This is a genomic window from Amycolatopsis sp. NPDC102389 (assembly GCF_044765885.1).
Classification (GTDB): Bacteria; Actinomycetota; Actinomycetes; order Mycobacteriales; family Pseudonocardiaceae; genus Amycolatopsis.
The window spans coordinates 88,266-104,960 of sequence record NZ_JBIWKX010000030.1; the positions used below are offsets into that span (position 1 = coordinate 88,266).

Annotated in this window: 15 protein-coding genes; 10 read left to right on the forward strand and 5 right to left on the reverse strand. The window is 69.3% G+C overall.

Annotated features, from left to right (window positions below; all coding sequences use genetic code 11):
- Positions 1 to 106: 106 nt before the first annotated feature.
- The 5 genes from fliL to ACIRGA_RS24285 are packed head-to-tail and all read left to right on the forward strand — an operon-like array spanning position 107 to position 6,979.
- Positions 107 to 1,435, forward strand: a complete 1,329-nt coding sequence (gene fliL, locus ACIRGA_RS24265) for a flagellar basal body-associated protein FliL (RefSeq protein ID WP_400944720.1) — start codon at positions 107 to 109, stop codon at positions 1,433 to 1,435.
- Positions 1,436 to 1,439: 4 nt separating this feature from the next.
- The gene (locus tag ACIRGA_RS24270; protein WP_400944722.1) at positions 1,440 to 2,783 is read left to right on the forward strand and encodes a methyltransferase; all 1,344 of its coding nucleotides are present in this window, start codon (positions 1,440 to 1,442) and stop codon (positions 2,781 to 2,783) included.
- Complete coding sequence (locus tag ACIRGA_RS24275) at positions 2,780 to 4,681, forward strand: glycosyltransferase family 4 protein (protein ID WP_400944724.1); 1,902 nt, start codon at positions 2,780 to 2,782, stop codon at positions 4,679 to 4,681. The genes ACIRGA_RS24270 and ACIRGA_RS24275 overlap by 4 nt, the downstream gene beginning before the upstream one ends.
- Entirely contained in the window at positions 4,674 to 5,213 is a 540-nt protein-coding gene (locus ACIRGA_RS24280; protein ID WP_400944726.1) for a hypothetical protein, read from the forward strand. The genes ACIRGA_RS24275 and ACIRGA_RS24280 overlap by 8 nt, the downstream gene beginning before the upstream one ends.
- Entirely contained in the window at positions 5,210 to 6,979 is a 1,770-nt protein-coding gene (locus tag ACIRGA_RS24285) for a glycosyltransferase (RefSeq protein WP_400944728.1), read from the forward strand. The genes ACIRGA_RS24280 and ACIRGA_RS24285 overlap by 4 nt, the downstream gene beginning before the upstream one ends.
- Positions 6,980 to 7,267: 288 nt before the next feature.
- Here ACIRGA_RS24285 and ACIRGA_RS24290 read toward each other — a convergent pair whose 3' ends face one another.
- The 3 genes from ACIRGA_RS24290 to ACIRGA_RS24300 all read right to left on the reverse strand — a co-directional run bounded on the left by ACIRGA_RS24290 (position 7,268) and on the right by ACIRGA_RS24300 (position 10,334).
- Positions 7,268 to 8,020: a Crp/Fnr family transcriptional regulator gene (locus ACIRGA_RS24290; protein ID WP_400944730.1), complete on the reverse strand. Its 753-nt coding sequence runs from the start codon at positions 8,018 to 8,020 to the stop codon at positions 7,268 to 7,270.
- 524 nt (positions 8,021 to 8,544) lie between these two features.
- Entirely contained in the window at positions 8,545 to 9,213 is a 669-nt protein-coding gene (locus ACIRGA_RS24295) for a response regulator (RefSeq protein ID WP_400944732.1), read from the reverse strand.
- Positions 9,210 to 10,334, reverse strand: coding sequence for a sensor histidine kinase (locus tag ACIRGA_RS24300; RefSeq protein WP_400944734.1), 1,125 nt, complete (start codon positions 10,332 to 10,334; stop codon positions 9,210 to 9,212). The genes ACIRGA_RS24295 and ACIRGA_RS24300 overlap by 4 nt, the downstream gene beginning before the upstream one ends.
- Before the next feature lie 149 nt (positions 10,335 to 10,483).
- Between ACIRGA_RS24300 and ACIRGA_RS24305 the strand changes: the two genes are divergently transcribed.
- On the forward strand, positions 10,484 to 10,969 hold the full coding sequence (locus ACIRGA_RS24305; protein WP_400944736.1) for a helix-turn-helix domain-containing protein: 486 nt from the start codon (positions 10,484 to 10,486) through the stop codon (positions 10,967 to 10,969).
- Positions 10,970 to 10,971: 2 nt separating this feature from the next.
- The gene (locus ACIRGA_RS24310) at positions 10,972 to 11,529 is read left to right on the forward strand and encodes a PIN domain-containing protein (protein WP_400944738.1); all 558 of its coding nucleotides are present in this window, start codon (positions 10,972 to 10,974) and stop codon (positions 11,527 to 11,529) included.
- Here the strand turns inward: ACIRGA_RS24310 and ACIRGA_RS24315 are convergent.
- Together ACIRGA_RS24315 and ACIRGA_RS24320 are read right to left on the reverse strand one after the other, a co-directional pair.
- A complete protein-coding gene (locus tag ACIRGA_RS24315) occupies positions 11,503 to 12,360 on the reverse strand; it encodes a hypothetical protein (protein ID WP_400944740.1) in 858 nt (285 codons plus the stop codon). The two genes, ACIRGA_RS24310 and ACIRGA_RS24315, sit on opposite strands and share 27 nt — an antisense overlap.
- A gap of 63 nt (positions 12,361 to 12,423) precedes the next feature.
- On the reverse strand, positions 12,424 to 13,257 hold the full coding sequence (locus ACIRGA_RS24320) for a helix-turn-helix transcriptional regulator (RefSeq protein WP_400944742.1): 834 nt from the start codon (positions 13,255 to 13,257) through the stop codon (positions 12,424 to 12,426).
- Positions 13,258 to 13,365: 108 nt separating this feature from the next.
- Between ACIRGA_RS24320 and ACIRGA_RS24325 the strand changes: the two genes are divergently transcribed.
- The 3 genes from ACIRGA_RS24325 to ACIRGA_RS24335 are packed head-to-tail and all read left to right on the forward strand — an operon-like array spanning position 13,366 to position 16,239.
- The gene (locus ACIRGA_RS24325; RefSeq protein WP_400944744.1) at positions 13,366 to 14,796 is read left to right on the forward strand and encodes an MFS transporter; all 1,431 of its coding nucleotides are present in this window, start codon (positions 13,366 to 13,368) and stop codon (positions 14,794 to 14,796) included.
- A 53-nt stretch (positions 14,797 to 14,849) separates the two neighbouring features.
- Entirely contained in the window at positions 14,850 to 15,368 is a 519-nt protein-coding gene (locus tag ACIRGA_RS24330) for an RNA polymerase sigma factor (RefSeq protein ID WP_400944746.1), read from the forward strand.
- Positions 15,361 to 16,239 (forward strand): VOC family protein, encoded by an 879-nt coding sequence (locus ACIRGA_RS24335; protein WP_400944748.1) that lies wholly within the window; start codon positions 15,361 to 15,363, stop codon positions 16,237 to 16,239. Before ACIRGA_RS24330 ends, ACIRGA_RS24335 begins: the two co-directional genes overlap by 8 nt.
- The last annotated feature ends 456 nt before the right edge of the window (positions 16,240 to 16,695 follow it).

The window sequence follows — 16,695 nt, forward strand, 5'->3', positions numbered from 1 at the left end:
AGGGCGCGCCGACGCCGGGCAGTGCAGAATGTGCGAGGTCACCGCAGTGGTGGTATCGCGACGGCCGGGAGTGTTCCTCCCGCCGGAAATTCGGATAAGGGGGCCGGTGGTGTCCTGGCAGGAAGAGCTGCGCAATCTGGACGAAGAGCTCGCATCTGGACGGCTCTCCGCCGACGATTACCGGCTCCGCCGTGACCAGGTGCTGTCCTCGGCGGTCGCGTACGGCGACCCGGCCCAGCAACAGGTCCAGCAGCCCGGTCAGGCGCCGCAGCAGCCGTTCCAGCCGCAGCAGCCGCCGCCCGCTCCGCAGCAGCAGGCGCCGCAGCAGTCCGGCCAGCCCAGCGCCGACTCGACGCAGATCATCGCGCCGGTGAACCAGCCGCAGAGCGGTGAGGCCGAGCGCACCCAGGTCGTCCCGAACTGGCAGCAACAGCAGGCCGACCCGAACCGCACCCAGGTGGTGCCGCCCGTGGCGTCGCCGCCGGGCGGTTTCCCGCAGCAGGGCCAGGCGTCCCCGGCCGGTGGCTTCCCCCAGCAGGGACAGGCCTCGCCCGCGGGCGGCTTCCCGCAGCAGCAGCAACACCAGGGCTACCAGCAGCAACAGCCGCAGCAGCAGGGCTGGACCGACAACGACGCCAGCCCGCCGTGGGGTGGCTCGGACTTCCCGCCGATCTCGCCGGTCGGCAGCACGGAATGGGTCAAGCAGGGCCCCGAGCTGTTCGAGGACAAGCCCAAGGGCAAGGGCGGCAAGATCGCGATCATCGCGATCGTCGCCGTCCTGGTCCTCGCCGGTCTGGGTGTCGGCGGGTACTTCGCGTTCAAGGGCGGCGGCGACACCCCGCCGGACCCGACAGCCGCGCCGCAGTCGTCCCAGCCGCAGCCTCCCCCGCCGTCGTCGACCAAGCCGAAGACGCCCGAAGAGCTGCTTTTCGAAAAGATCCCGGAGCAGTCCGGCGAAGAGGACGCGAAGAGCGGCGCGATCCCGGCGGCCCAGCTCGCCGAGATCACCGGCATGGAGAAGGCCGAGGCGGATCTGGTCATCGCCGCCGGCGTGAAGCAGGTCGCGTACCGCGGCTCGCAGAAGCAGCCGGACGAGACCGGCCCGCAGCCGGCGAAGATCTCGATCACGGTCATCCCGCTGACCAGCCCCGGCGCGGCCGGTGACCTGGTCAAGCAGCTGCGCCAGTACCAGACGAGCAACGGGTTCGTGCAGATCACCGAGCCGCTCCCGGGTATGCCGCCGAAGCTGAACTTCCAGAAGAAGATCGACGGCGACAAGGGCACCTACCGGGGCACGTGGATCAGCGGCAACAACATCGTCCGCGTCGACATCCTGCAGAACCCGCTCGGCGGGGAAGACGGCGAGAAGGCGTTGAGCGGCACGTACCAGCGTGCGGTGAAGAAGACGCTGGAAAACTACGCCGTCACCAGCTGAGGTGATGACCGCGGAGACGGCACGGCTGCTCACCACCCTGCTCTCCCTGGCCGAGGACACCGGTTCGCTGTCCGACGAGCTGCACTTCGCCGGGTGGGACGCCGCCGAGCGCGTCCCGCTCGACCACGGCGCCGCGAACGTCCTGCGGGCGCTCGTGCTGCCGAAGGCGGCGCGGGTCCTGGAGATCGGTGCCGGTTTCGGGGGTCTGACCAGGTATCTGGGCGAGGTCTCGGCGACGGTGCACGCCGTCGAGGCCGACCCGGTCCGCGCCGCCGCGGTGCGGTTCCGCACCCGTGACCTCGGCACGGTCTCGGTGCACGACCGCCCGCCCGCCGACGGCTACGACCTCGTCGTCGTTCAGCAGCCGTACGCGACGCGAAGCCTGCTGGACTCGGTTCGCGAACGGCTGTCGCCGATGGGCGCCGTCGTGGTGCTGACGTCTTCTCGCGGTGTCGCCGGGACGCTCGCGGCGGCGGGCCTCGAAGTCGGGCGTGAGCTGCTCTGTTCCCCCGGGCACGAGGTCGCCCGCGCGGTCCGGAGCGCTCGGATCGACACCGAACTGCCCCGGCTGTCCGCGGCGATCGCCGGTGGTCCCGCGAACGGTCTCGCCCTGCTCTGCGGTCCCGGCGCCGCCACGTTGTGGCCCGCGTTCCGCCTCGCGACCTACTTCAACACCGCCGAGCGCGCCGCGTTCGCGTGTACGCGCGCCGACGTCGTGCGCACCGGGGACGGTGCCGAAGTCCGCCGTGTGCCGCTGGTGCCGTCGCCGCCGGTGGCCGGGATCTCGGTCGGGCCCTGCACGGACAAGGTGTACGACGCCCCGACGATGGTCGAAGTCCTGCTCGACGAGCCGGAGCGGGTCGCGGAGCTGCTCACCGGCTGGCGGGATCTCGTCCGCGCGGAGGCCGCGCGCGGGGTCGAGGCGCTGTGGGATCTGGTGCCGCACAACGTCCTCGTCGACGGTGCGACGCTGCGCCCGATCGACCTCGAGTGGCGGCACGCGGGCGCCGGGGTGCCCGAGGTGATCGAACGCGGCGTGCTGGTGCTGGCCGACAAGCTCACCGGCGCGGGCTGGTCCGCGGCGGCGGACGGCGGCTCGATGCGCGAGCTGGCGGGCTGGCTCGGCGTGCTGATCGGGCTCCATCCCTCCTTTGTGGACGGTGCGGTGGCGCGTGAGGTCGCCTTCTCGACGATCGGCTCGTGCGGTACGGCGCACGGCACGGACGAGATACGCGCGGCGATCGCGGAAATCTGGCGAACGCGCCTCGCGAGAACCGTCCACGAGTACCGTTCATCCAAGGTCGACGCCGGTGTGGCGGCGAACGAAGACGAGGTAGCGAAGCGATGACGAGCCTGCATACCGCCGGCATTCTGACCCCGGACCGGCCGGTCGGGCACCTGTTCGAACTCCGGGGCTGGACGACCGGGATCAGCCGGATCGGCGAGATGTCCGTGACCATCGCGGACGTCGAGGCGAACCTGTTCCCCGAGCCGTGCCCGGGCGCGCCCGAAGGCACCTTCGGCTGGCGCGCGGTCCCGGGGTCCTGGGTCCCCGCGGGTGTCCAGGACATCGTCGTCACCGGTCCGGACGAGCGCGTGCTGAACCAGGCGACCGTCCACGTCGGAACGCTGCCGGGTGAAGAACCGTTGTGGCTGGGCGAAATCGAGGCGCCGAAGCAGGGCAAGGTCACCGAAGGACACGTCGTCTACGTGACGGGTTGGGCGTTGCTACAGGGCCGTGCGCCGAGCCTGATCGAGGTCATGGTCGAGGGCGGCGGCACGGTCAGTGCGCGCACCCGGCTGCCGCGCAAGGACGTGCCCAAGGAGTTCCCCGGTTTCGACGACGCCGCGGTGAGCGGCTTCGAGGCATGGGTGCCTGTCGACCTCCCGTACGGCGAAGAGCGGACGCTGTCGCTTCGCGTCCGGTACCGCACCGAAGGCGTCGGCGAGGTCGTGTCGGCGAAGCGCACCTTCACGCTTCGCAACCCCGTCGCGGACGTGGACGACGCCGAACTCGCCGACGAGCTGGCGGGCGACACGGCCCGCGCGATGGCGCGGGTGAACATCCCGACCGATCCGAAGCACGTGCTGGTGTTCACGCACAGCCTCGGCGTCGGCGGCGGTCAGCTGTGGCTGCAGGAACTGCTGAGCCGGATGGTGACCGACCACGGCTGGCAGGTCAGCCTGGTGAGTGAGACCGATGGCCCGCTGCGCGCGGACTGCCACGAACTCGGCATCCCCGTGCACGTCACGACGCACTACCGGAATCAGACGGTGCCTGCGTACGAAGGACACGTCGCCGAGCTGGCGCGCTTCGCGAAGTGTTCCGGAGCAGGCGTCGCGCTCGTCAACACTCTCGGCGGCTTCGTCGGCGCAGACGCGGCGAAGCGCGCCGGGATGCCGACGGCGTGGGTGATCCACGAGAGCTTCTCGCTGCCCGCGTTCGCCTACCAGAACTGGGGACCGGTGAAACCGCCCGCCGCGGTTTGGCGGCGCTGGGAAAGCACCCTCGCCGAGGTCGACAGGCTGCTGTTCGTCGCGGACGCGACCCGCGAGATGTTCCTGCCGTACAGCAAGCCGGAACGCTGCCGGACGGTCCGCTACGGCACGCCGATGCACAAGTTCGGCGGCCGGACACGGTCGGAGACGCGGCACCAGGCGCGCACCATGCTCGGCTACTCGCCGGACGACATCGTGCTGGTCAACATCGGCATCGCGGAATCCCGCAAGGGGCAGGCGCCGCTGATCTCGGCGATGGAGCGGATCCACAAGATCCACCCCGAGGCGAAGCTGTCCATCGTCGGCCTGCACCCGTCGCCGTACGGGCTGGCGATGGAGGAATCGGTCGAGCGCGCCGGGCTGGAGAAGTCGGTCAGCCTGGTGCCGATCCAGCCGGATCCGCTGCGCTGGCTGCAGGCCGCGGACATCTTCGTGAACAGCTCCGACATCGAGTCGCTGCCGCGCTCGATCCTCGAAGCCGTCTGCTGTGGCGTCCCGGTCGCGGCGACCGACGTATTCGGCGCGCGGGAGATGATCGTCGACGGCGAGACGGGCTGGCTGTTCGAGACCAACGACGTCGACGCGCTGACCGCGGCTTTGCTGCGGGCGCTGGGTACGTCGGCCACGCGCCGCCGTGAGATGGCCAAGGCCGCCCACGAGAAGCTGCTGCCGTGGCTCGACCCGGCCGGCTACGCGCGCGAGTACTCCGAAATCCTGACCGAACTGAGTGGGGGCGTTCATGTCTGACACCGACATTCCCGGCCGTGTCCAGGCCGAGCTGACCCGGCTCCGGGCCGAGCGGCAGGTTTTCACCGCCGAGCAGGACCGGCTGAAGGCGAAGCTGGCCGAAACCGAGCACGAGCTGCGCGAGGCCGCCGCGGCCGCGCCGGACGAAGGAGAGTCCGCCGCCGTGAACCAGAGGCTCGCCTCGCAGCAAGAAGAGCTCGACGTCGCGAAGGCGCGTCTTCAGGCGCTGGAGGCCGAGGTCCTGCTCGCCCACCAGCAGCGTGACTCGCTGCGCGCGGAGCTGAAGACCTGCCGTGAGGAGCGGGACAAGCTGCGGCTCGCGCTGCTCGACGCCGAACTCGTGGTGTCGGCGGGCGTCGTCGACGCGGACGTGCTGCCCGGCGGCGAACCGTCGGCCGACCGGCAGCGGCTGCTCAACGCCGAACGGCTCGCCGCCGAGATGGCCAGGGAACTCGACGCCACGCGCCGCACCGTCAGCTGGCGGGTCACGGCTCCGCTGCGCGTCGTGCGGAAGAAGATGGACCGGCCGTGACCGAACTCTGCTTCGTCTCCGCCGAGGGCGGATCCGCCTTCATGGAGGAACTCCTCGAGGTGGTCGCCGACGCGGTGCGCACGGCGGGCGGCAAGGCCACGACCGCGGTCGGCAAGTACCCCGAGACCGGCGGCGACACGGTGTACGTCGTCGTCCCCCATGAATACTTCGTGACCATCCCGGACGACGGCTTCCCGACCGCCGCGCAGTGCCGCCGCACCATCGGGTTCTGCGTGGAGCATCCCGGGACGGCGACCTTCGAGCGCAACGCCGAACTGCTGTCCATCCTGGGCGGCGCCGTCGACATCAACACCGATTCGACCGCCGAACTGCGGCGGCGCGGGATCGCCGTCGAGCATTTCCAGCTCGGCTACAGCCCGCTGTGGGATCTGTGGGGCGGAGACCTCGACAGCCCGCGCGACCTCGACGTCACCTACCTCGGCACGGCCGAACGGCGTCGTTCGGTGCTGCTCGGCTCGTACGCGCGGGACCTCGCCGGCCTCCGGACGCGGCTGCTGACCCCGCCGCACGAGCCGATGACCGCCGCCCGCGTCGACTTCCTGCCGGGCAAGGCGAAATTCGAACATCTCGCGCGGTCGCGGTTCCTGCTGAACCTGCACCGCGAGCGGAAGCAGACCCTGGAGTGGGTGCGCACGCTCGAAGCGATGACCAACGGCTGTGTGGTGGTCAGCGAGACGTCCGTCGACGTCGAACCGCTGGTCCCCGGCGAGCATCTGGTCCTCGCGCGGCCGGAGGCGCTGGGCTCGGTCGTCGCCGCGCTCGCCGACGAGCCGGAACGGGAACGGCATCTGCGTTCGGCCGCCTACGGCTTCGTGAAGTCGCTGGACATGACGGCGTCCGCGCGGCGGCTGATCGAGCTGGCGTCCTCGCTGGGTTCGGCGCCCGCCGCGGACATCGCACCGGCCCGGGCCTTGGCGACGAGCCTGCGGAACCCGGAGAACGCGCTGGCGATCGACACCCCGTCGTTCGACGCGCGGTTCGCGGGCGACCGCTCCGCCGCCGGGCCGGCTTCGGCACGCGGGACGGCGTTGTCGGCGCGGATCGCGCAGCGCGCCGCCGGTGCCCGGCGGATCGCGACGCGAACCTGGGAGCCTGCGGCGGCTTCGCTGCCGGGCACCGCCGATGTCGACGTGCTGATCGTGCGCCGGACCGGCGAGGTCGACCCGGACGATCTCGCGAACGACCTGCTCACGGGCAGCGTGACACCGCGGAAGGTGCTGGTCGGCGAGGACGGCGTGCGTCCGTGGCCGCGCCCGCGCCCGTACGACGTCCTGCTGCACGACACCCCGCTCGGCCGCGGGCTCACCCGGAACTCGCTGCTGGAGCGTTCGACGGCGTCGTGGCTGCTGGTGCTCGACGGCGGGATGCGGGCTTCGGAGTTCCTGCTGGAGCGCCTGCTGGCCGTTTCGGAGGGCGCCGACGTCGTGCACTGCCCGGTCGCGGACCCGGTGGACGGCCTGGTCGGCGCCCTGCCGCCGGAGGAGCGGCGCCTGCGGACGCTGCCGTATCTGGGCAGCGGCTATCTGGTGCGGCGGTCGCTGGTCGACGAGTTCGGCGGGTGGAACACCGAGGTGCTGTTCGAGGGCCTGGAGGATCACCTGTTCTGGCGGCGGGTGGCCGCGGCGGACCGGCCGGCGACGCTGGTGCAGCAGGTGCTGCTGCGGCGGCTGCGACCGGATCCGGACTCCCGGCCGATGGATCTCGACCCGAATCGGGTGTGGGCGGCGGTCGAGAGCGCTTTGTAGCTCTCCACGTGCGACGGATAGTGGGCGTGGCGTTGGTCCGAAAGTGTGAGTTGGGCCGTGTCGATGAACGTCCTCCCCCGGTCATGCGCCTTAAGGGCAGAGCATTCGACGAGTTCGGATGCCGGCCGATAAGGAGCAGCCATGGCCTGGGAAATCGCCCTGGTCGCCGCGCTGGCCGTCGTATTCGTCATACGGCTCGCGCTTCAGCTGAGGCGCAGCTGACCTGATTTTGCGCACCCCGCGGCGCATGAAGGAGAGGAACGGGGCTTTCCGCAGGGAAAGCCCCGTTCACCCCATCGCGATCCGCGGGATCCTCAGCTGCGGAATCCGCCGCCGCGCGGCCGGGACCGGAATGAGCGGCGGGCCGTCCTCACGCAAGCGCTTCTTCACGTGGATCGTCTTGTAGCCGGTGCTCAGATATCCCTCGTTCTTCAGTTTCGCCATCTCGGCGTTGACCGACGCGGGCGAAGCGCCGATCGCGGAGGCGATGTCCGCGTGGTTCAGCCCCACGTCGATCACGATGCCGTCGTCACCGGGAACCCCGTAGAGCGCCTGCACTCTGGTCAGGAACGCGGTCAGCCTGCTCCGGACCTTGGCCGTCGCGAACCCCAGCACGACGTTCCGCAGCCGCAGCCGGACGGCCAGGTCCATGGTGATCAGGGCCATCACCTCGTGATCTTCGTCGAGAAGCCCGCGGAAGGCGTGGCCGGGGATCTCCAGCACGCGAACCGGTTTCGTGGCGACGTACGAGAGATGACTCGGCCGTCCGGCCAGGCAGTCCTCGACGCCGAGCACGTCACCGGCGCCGAGCAGGTCCACGATCATCGGCGGCGAGCCGCCCTGGGCCGCGCGCAGCGCCTTCACGTAGCCGGACCGCGGGATCAGCACCGGTGGCGCCGGATCACCCTGGTTGAGCAAGGTCGTACCCGCCGCGTGATCCACATGTCTGCCGAGGTCGAGCAGCCGACGGCGCTGCCGTTCGGTGACCGCGGCCAGGAAGTCCCTGCCCGCCAGACGCGGGTCAGGTGTCTTTGCCGTCAATAGTGACTCCCAGTGAGAGAAAAAGGTGAATCGAATTCTTGCCCGGCCGGGTGAGAATCACGTCGGGTAGGTGAAATCCCCCTTGCCGTTCAGCCGGAGACTAATGCTCAGCGCCATTGCGACAAAGCAACACCGAGCGAGCAGAACCCGTCCAGGGAGCGATTTCGCGACGGAAAGTGACCATTGCCTTAGCCGATGACCGGCGAAAAAATCACGCACCGTGCATGATTTCGTGAACGAAGTTCCGCACGATACCGCTGGACTCATCCGGAAATCAGGGTTAGCCGTACGCCTGTCTGATTTCTCGTCACCGCTCGGAATTCGCCGTTCGCCCCGCTGGACTCCTGGTGGAGACGAAGAAAGCGCGCAGGCGATCTAGGTGCACGTGCAGATGCACGCCCCTTGCGAGGAGTGCCGCCGGGACGGGCAGGCGAGGAATTCACGGAGTGTCAACGTTCTGTGGCACTTGACGACTCCCCGTGACCGGCGGAGGTTTTCGGCAATCTCAGCATTTTGGGGGAACCTCAGTCCCGGCGAGGGCTGACCAGCCCCGACTCGTAGGCGAGCACCACCAGCTGTGCCCGGTCGCGCGCCCCGATCTTGGTCATGATGCGGCTGACGTGCGTGCGCGCGGTGGCCGTCGAGATCACCAGATGCGCCGCGATCTCGTCGTTCGACATGCCGCCGGCGACCAGGCCGAGGACCTCGCGTTCACGGTCGGTGATCTCGCGGACGGCGCTCACGTCGATGCGGCGGTTCTCCGGCCGGTCGACGAACTCCGCGATCAGCCGCCGGGTCACGGTCGGCGCCAGCAGCGCCTCGCCGGCGGCCACCACCTTCAGCGCCCGCAGCAGCTCCACCGGATCGGTGTCCTTCAGCAGGAATCCGCTCGCGCCGGCGCGCAACGCCTCGTAGACGTACTCGTCAACGTCGAAAGTGGTCAGTACCAGGACCTTCACCCCGGCCAGCTCGGGGTTCGCGGTGATCCGCCGCGTCGCTTCGAGCCCGTCGACGCCGGGCATCCGGACGTCCATCACGACGATGTCCGGCCGGTGCTCGACGGCGGCGGCGACGGCCTGCTCGCCGTCGCCCGCCTCGGCACAGACCTCGAAACCGTCTTCGGTCTCGAGCAACACCCGGAAACCGGCGCGGACCAGCACCTGGTCGTCGGCGAGAACCACCCGGATCGTCATTCTTCTCCCTTGATGGGCAAGTCCACGCGGACCTGGAAGCCGCCGTTCACCACGGACGTCGTGAGCGCGCCGCCCAGCGCGGCCGCCCGTTCGGACATCCCGCGCAGCCCGTGCCCAGGCGCGGGCTCGACGGCGCCACGGCCATCGTCGCGGACGAGCAGCGTCAGCGCACCGGTTTTCCGCTCGAACCTGACGTCGACACCGCGCGCCTGGTTCGCGTGGCGGACCACGTTCGTCAGCGATTCCTGCAGGATCCGGTACGCGGCGCCGTCGACCGGGGCGGGCAGCTCCCCCGGCTCGCCGTCGACGCGGACCTCCAGCCCGGCGGCGCGGGCGTGCTCGAACAGCTCGTCGGCCTGGGCGAGGCTCGGCGCGGGCGCCTTGTCCTCCCCGGAACGCAGCACGGCCAACGTCGCGCGAAGGTCCTTCAGCGCCGAAGCGCTCGCTTCCTTGATGTTCAGCAACGCCTCTTTCGCCTGCTCAGGGCGCCTGTCGGCGACGTGCGCGGCGACCCCGGCCTGGACGTTGATCATCGCGAGACTGTGCGCGACGACGTCGTGCACCTCGCGGGCGATAGTGAGCCGCTCCTGCTCGGCCATCCGGTGGCGGTGCTCGTCGGCCTGCTCGCGGCGGGCCCGCGCGGCGGCCAGCCCGTTGCGCACCGCCGTCCCGATCCCGACGACCGCGATCACCCACACGAGGCCCAGCCCGGCCCGCAGGTCGAAACCGCCGAACCCGTGCCGGACGAACAGCGCGATCCCCGCGGCCGCCAGCAGCGACCCGCCGGTGATCCCGGCGACGATCGGCCCGCGGATCTTCGTGAGCACGAACAACGCGATGGTCGGCAGCACGATCACCGGTCCGCCGGGGTTGTCCGACGCGTAGTAGCCGAGTGTCAGCGCGGAAGTGAGCAGGAAGATCATCATCGGGAAGCGGTGCACGATCAGCAGCGGCACCGCGGTGGCGACCAGCCACAGCACGCCGGACGTGGTCAGGTGCGGCGCGTCCGGCTGCCAGCGCGAGGCACCGCTCGTGGCGCCGAGGACGAATCCCAGCGGCAGCACCACGCGCAGGACGCGGCCCACCCAGGGGCTCCACGGATACCGTTCCTTCAGCAGCACAGGACGAAGCTACCCGGGGCGGGGGCGGATCGCGTCCGTTGAAAAGCGGCTTCCCGGCTACGCCGCGTGCGGTAGCCGCCGCAGGAGTGCGGCTTTCGTTTTTTTCGTTTATCGTGGAGCGGACATCCGGGTAGCCGAGAGGAGTGGACATGACATCGACGTTCGGGCAGCACACCGTGCTCCCGCCTTCGGCCACCGAGCCGGACGCCCGTCGAGAGCTCCGGCGGCTCGACGAGTTCATGATCGCGGCCTCGCCGGCCCATCTGGCGAAATTGGTGGGCCCGGACGGCAGCGAGGTGTCACTTCCCGAGCAGGTCTACGACGTACTTCGGGACGTCGTGAAGGCGATGTCCCAGGGCTTCGCCATAAACATCGCACCGTTGAACGCCGTCCTGACCACCCAACAGGCGGCCGACCTGCTCAACGTCTCCCGGCCCACCCTGGTCAAACTGCTGGAGTCCGGCGAGATCCCGTTCGAAAAACCGGGACGTCACCGGCGGGTCCTTCTCAGCGACCTGCTCGACTACCGAGCACGCTCTCGTGCGGAACGGCAAGGAATACTCGATGAGCTGACAGCTTCGGCGAGCCGGGACGGCAGCGATGACATCGTCGACGGGTTCGTCCAGACTCGCTAGCCGTGCCGTTTCCCGCCTTCCTCGATGCTTGCGTGCTCATCCCGATCCGGTTGACGGATCTCTTGCTACGCCTGGCCGAGGCAGGCACTTACCGCGTTCTGTGGTCGGACGAAGTACTCGATGAGGTCGAGCGGAACCTCGTCGGGCACTTCGGACTCGAGCCGCTGCAAGCGAAGCGACGGTTGACCGGCATGCGTTCGGCCTTCCCAGACGCCGAGGTCACCGGCTACGAGCGGCTGATTCCGACCATGACCAACCACCCGAAGGACAGGCACGTACTGGCCGCGGCCGCACACGCGAACGCCGCTGTGATCGTGACCGCCAATCTCAAGGACTTCCCAGCCTCAGCCCTCAAACCCCACCAGCTCGAGGCCATACATCCGGACGACTTTCTGCTCGATCGACTCGATCTGTCTCCGGCGGCCACACTTCGCTGCTTGTGCGAACAGGTCAGTGCCCTCGAACGACCACCGGAAACGTTGAGCGAGTTCCTCGAAAGATTCGAGAGAACGGTTCCCACCTTCAGCAAGGAATCACGTCGCCTGCTCGACCGCGGGTAACCGCCGCAGGATCGAGGTCATCATCAGCACTCCGCCGATCACCTGCACGGCCAGCACCGCCGCGTGATCGGCGGATCCCATGGTGAGCGCGCTGAACAGGCCCCACACCCCGGTGCCCGCCATCGCCCCGGCGCCGGTCCACACCAGCACCAGCCGCGGCCAGAACCGTCCTCGTGAGACATTCGCCAGCGCGAGCGCGCCGAGGACGGCGAGCACCGCGATCACGACGTCCTGGCCGCGGGCCGCGATGCCGCCGAAGCCGGACGCCCAGATCGAGTGACCGGTCGCGGAAACGAGAGCCGCGACGATGCCGAGCACACCCGCCGCACCGAGGGTCCCCGGCTTCACGGTGCCGGTGACGACGAACCACCAGCGATCACGGGCGTAGAGCACGAACGCGGTCAGCAACAGGATCCCCTGCCAGGCGAATCCGCCGTAGACGACGGCCCAGACCCAGTTCTCCAGCGGCAGTTCGGTGAGCTGCGCCGTGGTCAGGTCGGCGACGATCACCGGGAGGTCCAGCACGATCGGCGCGAGCAGCCCGGTGCCGATCCAGATCGGGAACAGCACGAGCGGCGCGGGGATCCGGCGGCCCCAGGAGTACGTGAACGCCAGCGCCAGGATCACCGCGACGACGTCCATCCCGCCGGTGACCAGGTTCGCGAACATCATCAGGTCGGAGTCCACAAAGGACGGATCACGGAGGCCGAGGCCGCCCCCGGTGACCCAGGACGCCTTCAACGTCAGATACGGGAGTGTGCCGAGGATCGCCGCGTAGCAGACGATCAGGCGGAGGCTGGAGATCTTGGGTGGAGCCATCGCTGCGGTCATGCACCCAGCGTCGGCTTTCGCGCCGTGGAAAGGCTCCCTCGCGAGCCTGGTCCGCCTCCCCCTTCAGAAGGAGCTGGGGAGTTTCGCCGCGGTCTCGTCGTCCGCCGGGGTCAGCGTCGCCAGCGAGATCTCGGAACGCCGCCCGAGGTACAGGTACGAGAACTCGAACCGCAGCAGGCCGACGTCCGGGTGCAGGTACCGCTTGAGCACGATCCGTTCGCCGGAGACGTCGTGTTCCTTCCACATTCGTTCGAAGAGCTCGGACTCCTGCCGCAGGCGTTTGACCAGGTTCTTCCACGCCGGCTCGGCGAGATGTTCGGCCATCGCGGCGCGGAAACCGGCGACCACCCGGGGCAGGTTGAGCTCCAGGTCCGGGAGCCTGCGGCGCCAGTCCGGATTGGTCAGGCACTGGATCAGCGTGTTGCGTTCCTCGAACGGGATGTCGTCGAGGCCGCCCATCAGCCAGTCGTAAGCGCGGTTGTAGGCGAGGATGTCACACCGCGCGTTGCGCACGCAGACCGGGAACGGCTCCAGCTTGTTCATCATCCGGTAGACGTTCTGGCTGAGGAGCTTGCAGTCCTTCTCCAGCGGCGGTTCGGGTGCGCCGGCGAGGGTGAACAGATGCGTGTGCTCGTGCGGGTCGAGCCGCAGGGTGCGGGAGATCGCGTCCAGGACCTGCTCGGACGCGTTGATGTCGCGGCCCTGTTCGAGCCACGTGTACCAGGTGACCCCGACCCCGGCCAGCTGCGCGACCTCCTCGCGGCGCAGTCCCGGCGTGCGGCGCCTGCCGCTGATCGGCAGGCCGACCTGGTCCGGGGTGATGCGCTCGCGGCGGCTGCGCAGGAACGCGGCCAGCTCGTGCCGCCGCACCTCGGCCACTCGCGAATCGACGGTCATGGTCACCTCATCAGGTTCGCAAAGCTCGAAGCCGGTTACCAGGTAGTGGTGGTACCAGGATAAACACACTCCTGGTACCAGGGTCGCGATCGGCTGATCGTGGTACTCATGACTTCGACGCAAGTTCCGGTGACGCCCGCGCGCGTCACCGCCGGGCCGGCCCTGACCTCGGCGGGCCTGGCCACCGTGCTGCTGGGGGCGGCACTTCCCCTCATCGACTTCTTCATCGTCAACATCGCCCTGCCCGCGATCGGTTCGGACCTCCGCACCTCGTCGGCCACCTTGGAACTGGTGGTCGCGGCCTACGGGATCGCCTACGCCGTCCTGCTCGTCGTCGGCGGACGGCTCGGTGACGCCTTCGGCCGCCGCAAGCTGTTCCTGATCGGGCTGGCCGCGTTCACCGTCACCTCCCTGCTCTGCGGGATCGCACCGACGGCGTTGACGCTGGTGCTGGCACGGGCCGCGCAGGGGGCGGCAGCCGCACTGATGCTTCCGCAGGTGCTGTCGATCATCCAGGCGACGACGACCGGTGAACGCCGGTCCAAGGCTCTGGGTCTCTACGGCGCGACAGCGGGGCTTTCGATGGTGCTCGGCCAGTTCCTCGGCGGGGCGCTGGTCGCCGCCGATCTGTGGGGCACCGGCTGGCGGCCGATCTTCCTGGTCAACGTGCCCGTCGGGATCGCCGGTCTGGTGGTCGCGCGACGGCTCATCCCGGAAAGCCGCTCGCGGAACCCGATCGGCATCGACCGTCCCGGCACGGTCTTCCTGGCGATCGCGCTGGTGTCGCTGCTGCTCCCGCTGGCGGAAGGACCGGTACTGCACTGGCCACTGTGGACGGTCGCGTTGCTCGTGGTGTTCCCGTTCGCCGCGGCCGCGTTCGTCCACGTCGAGCGCCGGATGGAACGCCGAGGCGGTGTCCCGCTGCTGCCGCCGTCGGTGATGCGGATGCCGAGTGTGCGGCAAGGGCTGATGGTCGGGGTGCCGTTCTTCATCGGGTTCAGCGCGTTCATGTTCGTGTTCGCGGTGACGCTGCAGGACGGCCTGCACCTGGGGCCGTTCGGTTCCGGCCTGGTGACGGCACCGCTTTCGCTCGCGTTCTTCGCGATGTGCCTGGTCAGCAGCCGCCTGGTGACGCGGTTCGGGCAGCGGGTCGTGGCCGTCGGTCTCTCGGTGCAGCTGCTCGGGCTGCTGGTGCTGATCGGCACCGTGCTGCTGGAATGGCCGGATCTGGGAGTGCTCGACTTCGCGCCGGGGATGCTGCTGTGCGGTCTCGGCCAAGGCCTGGCGATGACGACGGTGTTCCGGATCGTGCTGTCGAAGGTGCCGCCGGAGATCGCCGGGGTCGGCAGCGGGATGCTGACGACGTCGCAGCAGGCCGCGATGGCGCTGGGCGTGGCGACACTGGGGACGTTGTTCGCGTCCGTCGGTGCCGGGCCGCTCGGGATGAAGGGCGCGTTCGCGCTGGTCATCGGCATTCAGGCGGTGCTCACGGTCGGCGTGATCACGGTCGCGCGGCGGCTGCCGGATCCCCGGGTCTGAGAAAGTTCGCTTTCACCCGTCGGAGTTGTGGCTCCCCGAGCGACGATGGGGATGTGACGGAACCACGGGTGCATCGGGACCCGGCCTTCGCGCTGCTGTCTCTGTACGAGACGGCGTTGCCGGAGGTCTACGGGTACCTGCTGTCCCGGTGCGGTGATCGCACCCTCGCCGAGGAACTGACGTCGGAGACGTTCCTCGGCGCGGTGAGGGCCTGTCGCAAGGAGCTCGCACCGCCGGTGAGCACCGGGTGGCTGATCGGCGTCGCCCGGCACAAGCTCGCCGATCACTGGCGGCGCAAGGAACGCGAGGAACGCGGGCTGCGGCTCGTCCACGAGGAGGAGTACACCGATCCGTGGGACGAACGGCTGGACGCGCTGCTGGCACGCGAGGTGCTCGCGTCGCTCGGTCCGCATCATCAAGCCGCGTTGACGCTTCGCTACGTCGACGGCCTCCCGGTCCCGGAGGTCGCCGGCCATCTCGAGCGCACGGTGCACGCCACGGAGGCGTTGCTCGTACGGGCCCGTGCCGCGTTCCGGCGTGCTTATCAGGAGAAGGAGGGTCGCGATGCCTGATCCGTTCGACGCGCTTCGCGCGCCCTCGCAGCCTGTCGAGCCTGACCCGCTCTTCGCCGCCGAACTGCGCGACAACCTTCGTCGCGCCGTCCTGAACGGAGCCGATATGACCCTCGATACCGATGCCGAAGTCCGCTCTTTGACGCCGTACCTCGTGGTGACGGATGCCCGCGCCGCGCTCGATTTCTATGTCGAGGTGTTCGGGGCGCGGCGGCGGTCCGATCCGATCGTGATGGAGGACGGACGCGTCGGGCACGCGGAACTGGCCATCGGGGACAGCGTGCTGATGCTCGCGGAAGAGTTCCCCGAGCTGGGGAACGTCGTCGCCGCCGCGGGTGGCCCGCTGATCCGGATCGAGGTCGCGGACGTGCGCGCGTCGGCGGCGCGGGCCGTGGAACTGGGCGGGGAACTGGAGCGTCCCGTCGCGGACGAAGGCCACGGGCTGAGCGGGGCGATCAAGGATCCGTACGGCCAGCGGTGGCTTGTCGCGCAGGCGGCGCCTCGATCGGCTCCCGACGCTAAGCCGATCCGGCACGGCGAAGCGGGATACTTCACCTTCCAGGTCCCGGACGACGAACGCGCGAAGGCGTTCTACGGCGCCGTTCTGGGCTGGCAGTTCTCGCCTGGACGGGTCGAAGGCGGTTGGGGTGTCGAAGGTTCCGGCCTGCAGGGCGGACTCTGGGGTGGCCCGGGGCGGCAGGTGGGCTGGAAGGTCATGTACGCCGTCGACGATCTCGCCGCCGCCCTCGACCGTGTCCGGGCCCAAGGCGGCCAGGCAGGCGAAACCGAACGGCAGCCCTACGGCTTGAGCGCCGACTGCGTGGACGACCAGGGCATCGAATTCTGGCTCTGGGAACAGCCACGCTCTTAAGTCACTACCCAAACCCCCCGCCCGTCCCAGGGGGGCGACCCCGAAGCCAGTCTATCGCCGATGGGGGCGGGAAGGCGGGCGTGAGCCGAGTTGTCCACAGGTGGGAGGGATTGTGGACAACCTAGGCCCGGGGAGCTAGGTAGCGAAGGCCTCCTTCCCTACTTTGCCCGGCAAGAGTCGAATGGCTGCTAGCTGAGCCACTGTCAACAAGAGATAGACAAACGTGTTGTGGTGAAGCGGGCCTACTCAAGAGCCTCAGCCGGCTCTCGACTGTCCATAAGGGACACTTTGCGAGACCGTGGCGCCCGTTTTAGGTGATGTGCGCGGTTTCGCAAGGGGGTGGGGGGGGGGGGGGGGGGGGGGGGGGTGTTAAAACAAGCCAAACCCACCCCAAGCGAAAACACGACAACAACAACACAAAAAAAGAGACGAGCACGGAAAGAAGTGGGGGGGCGG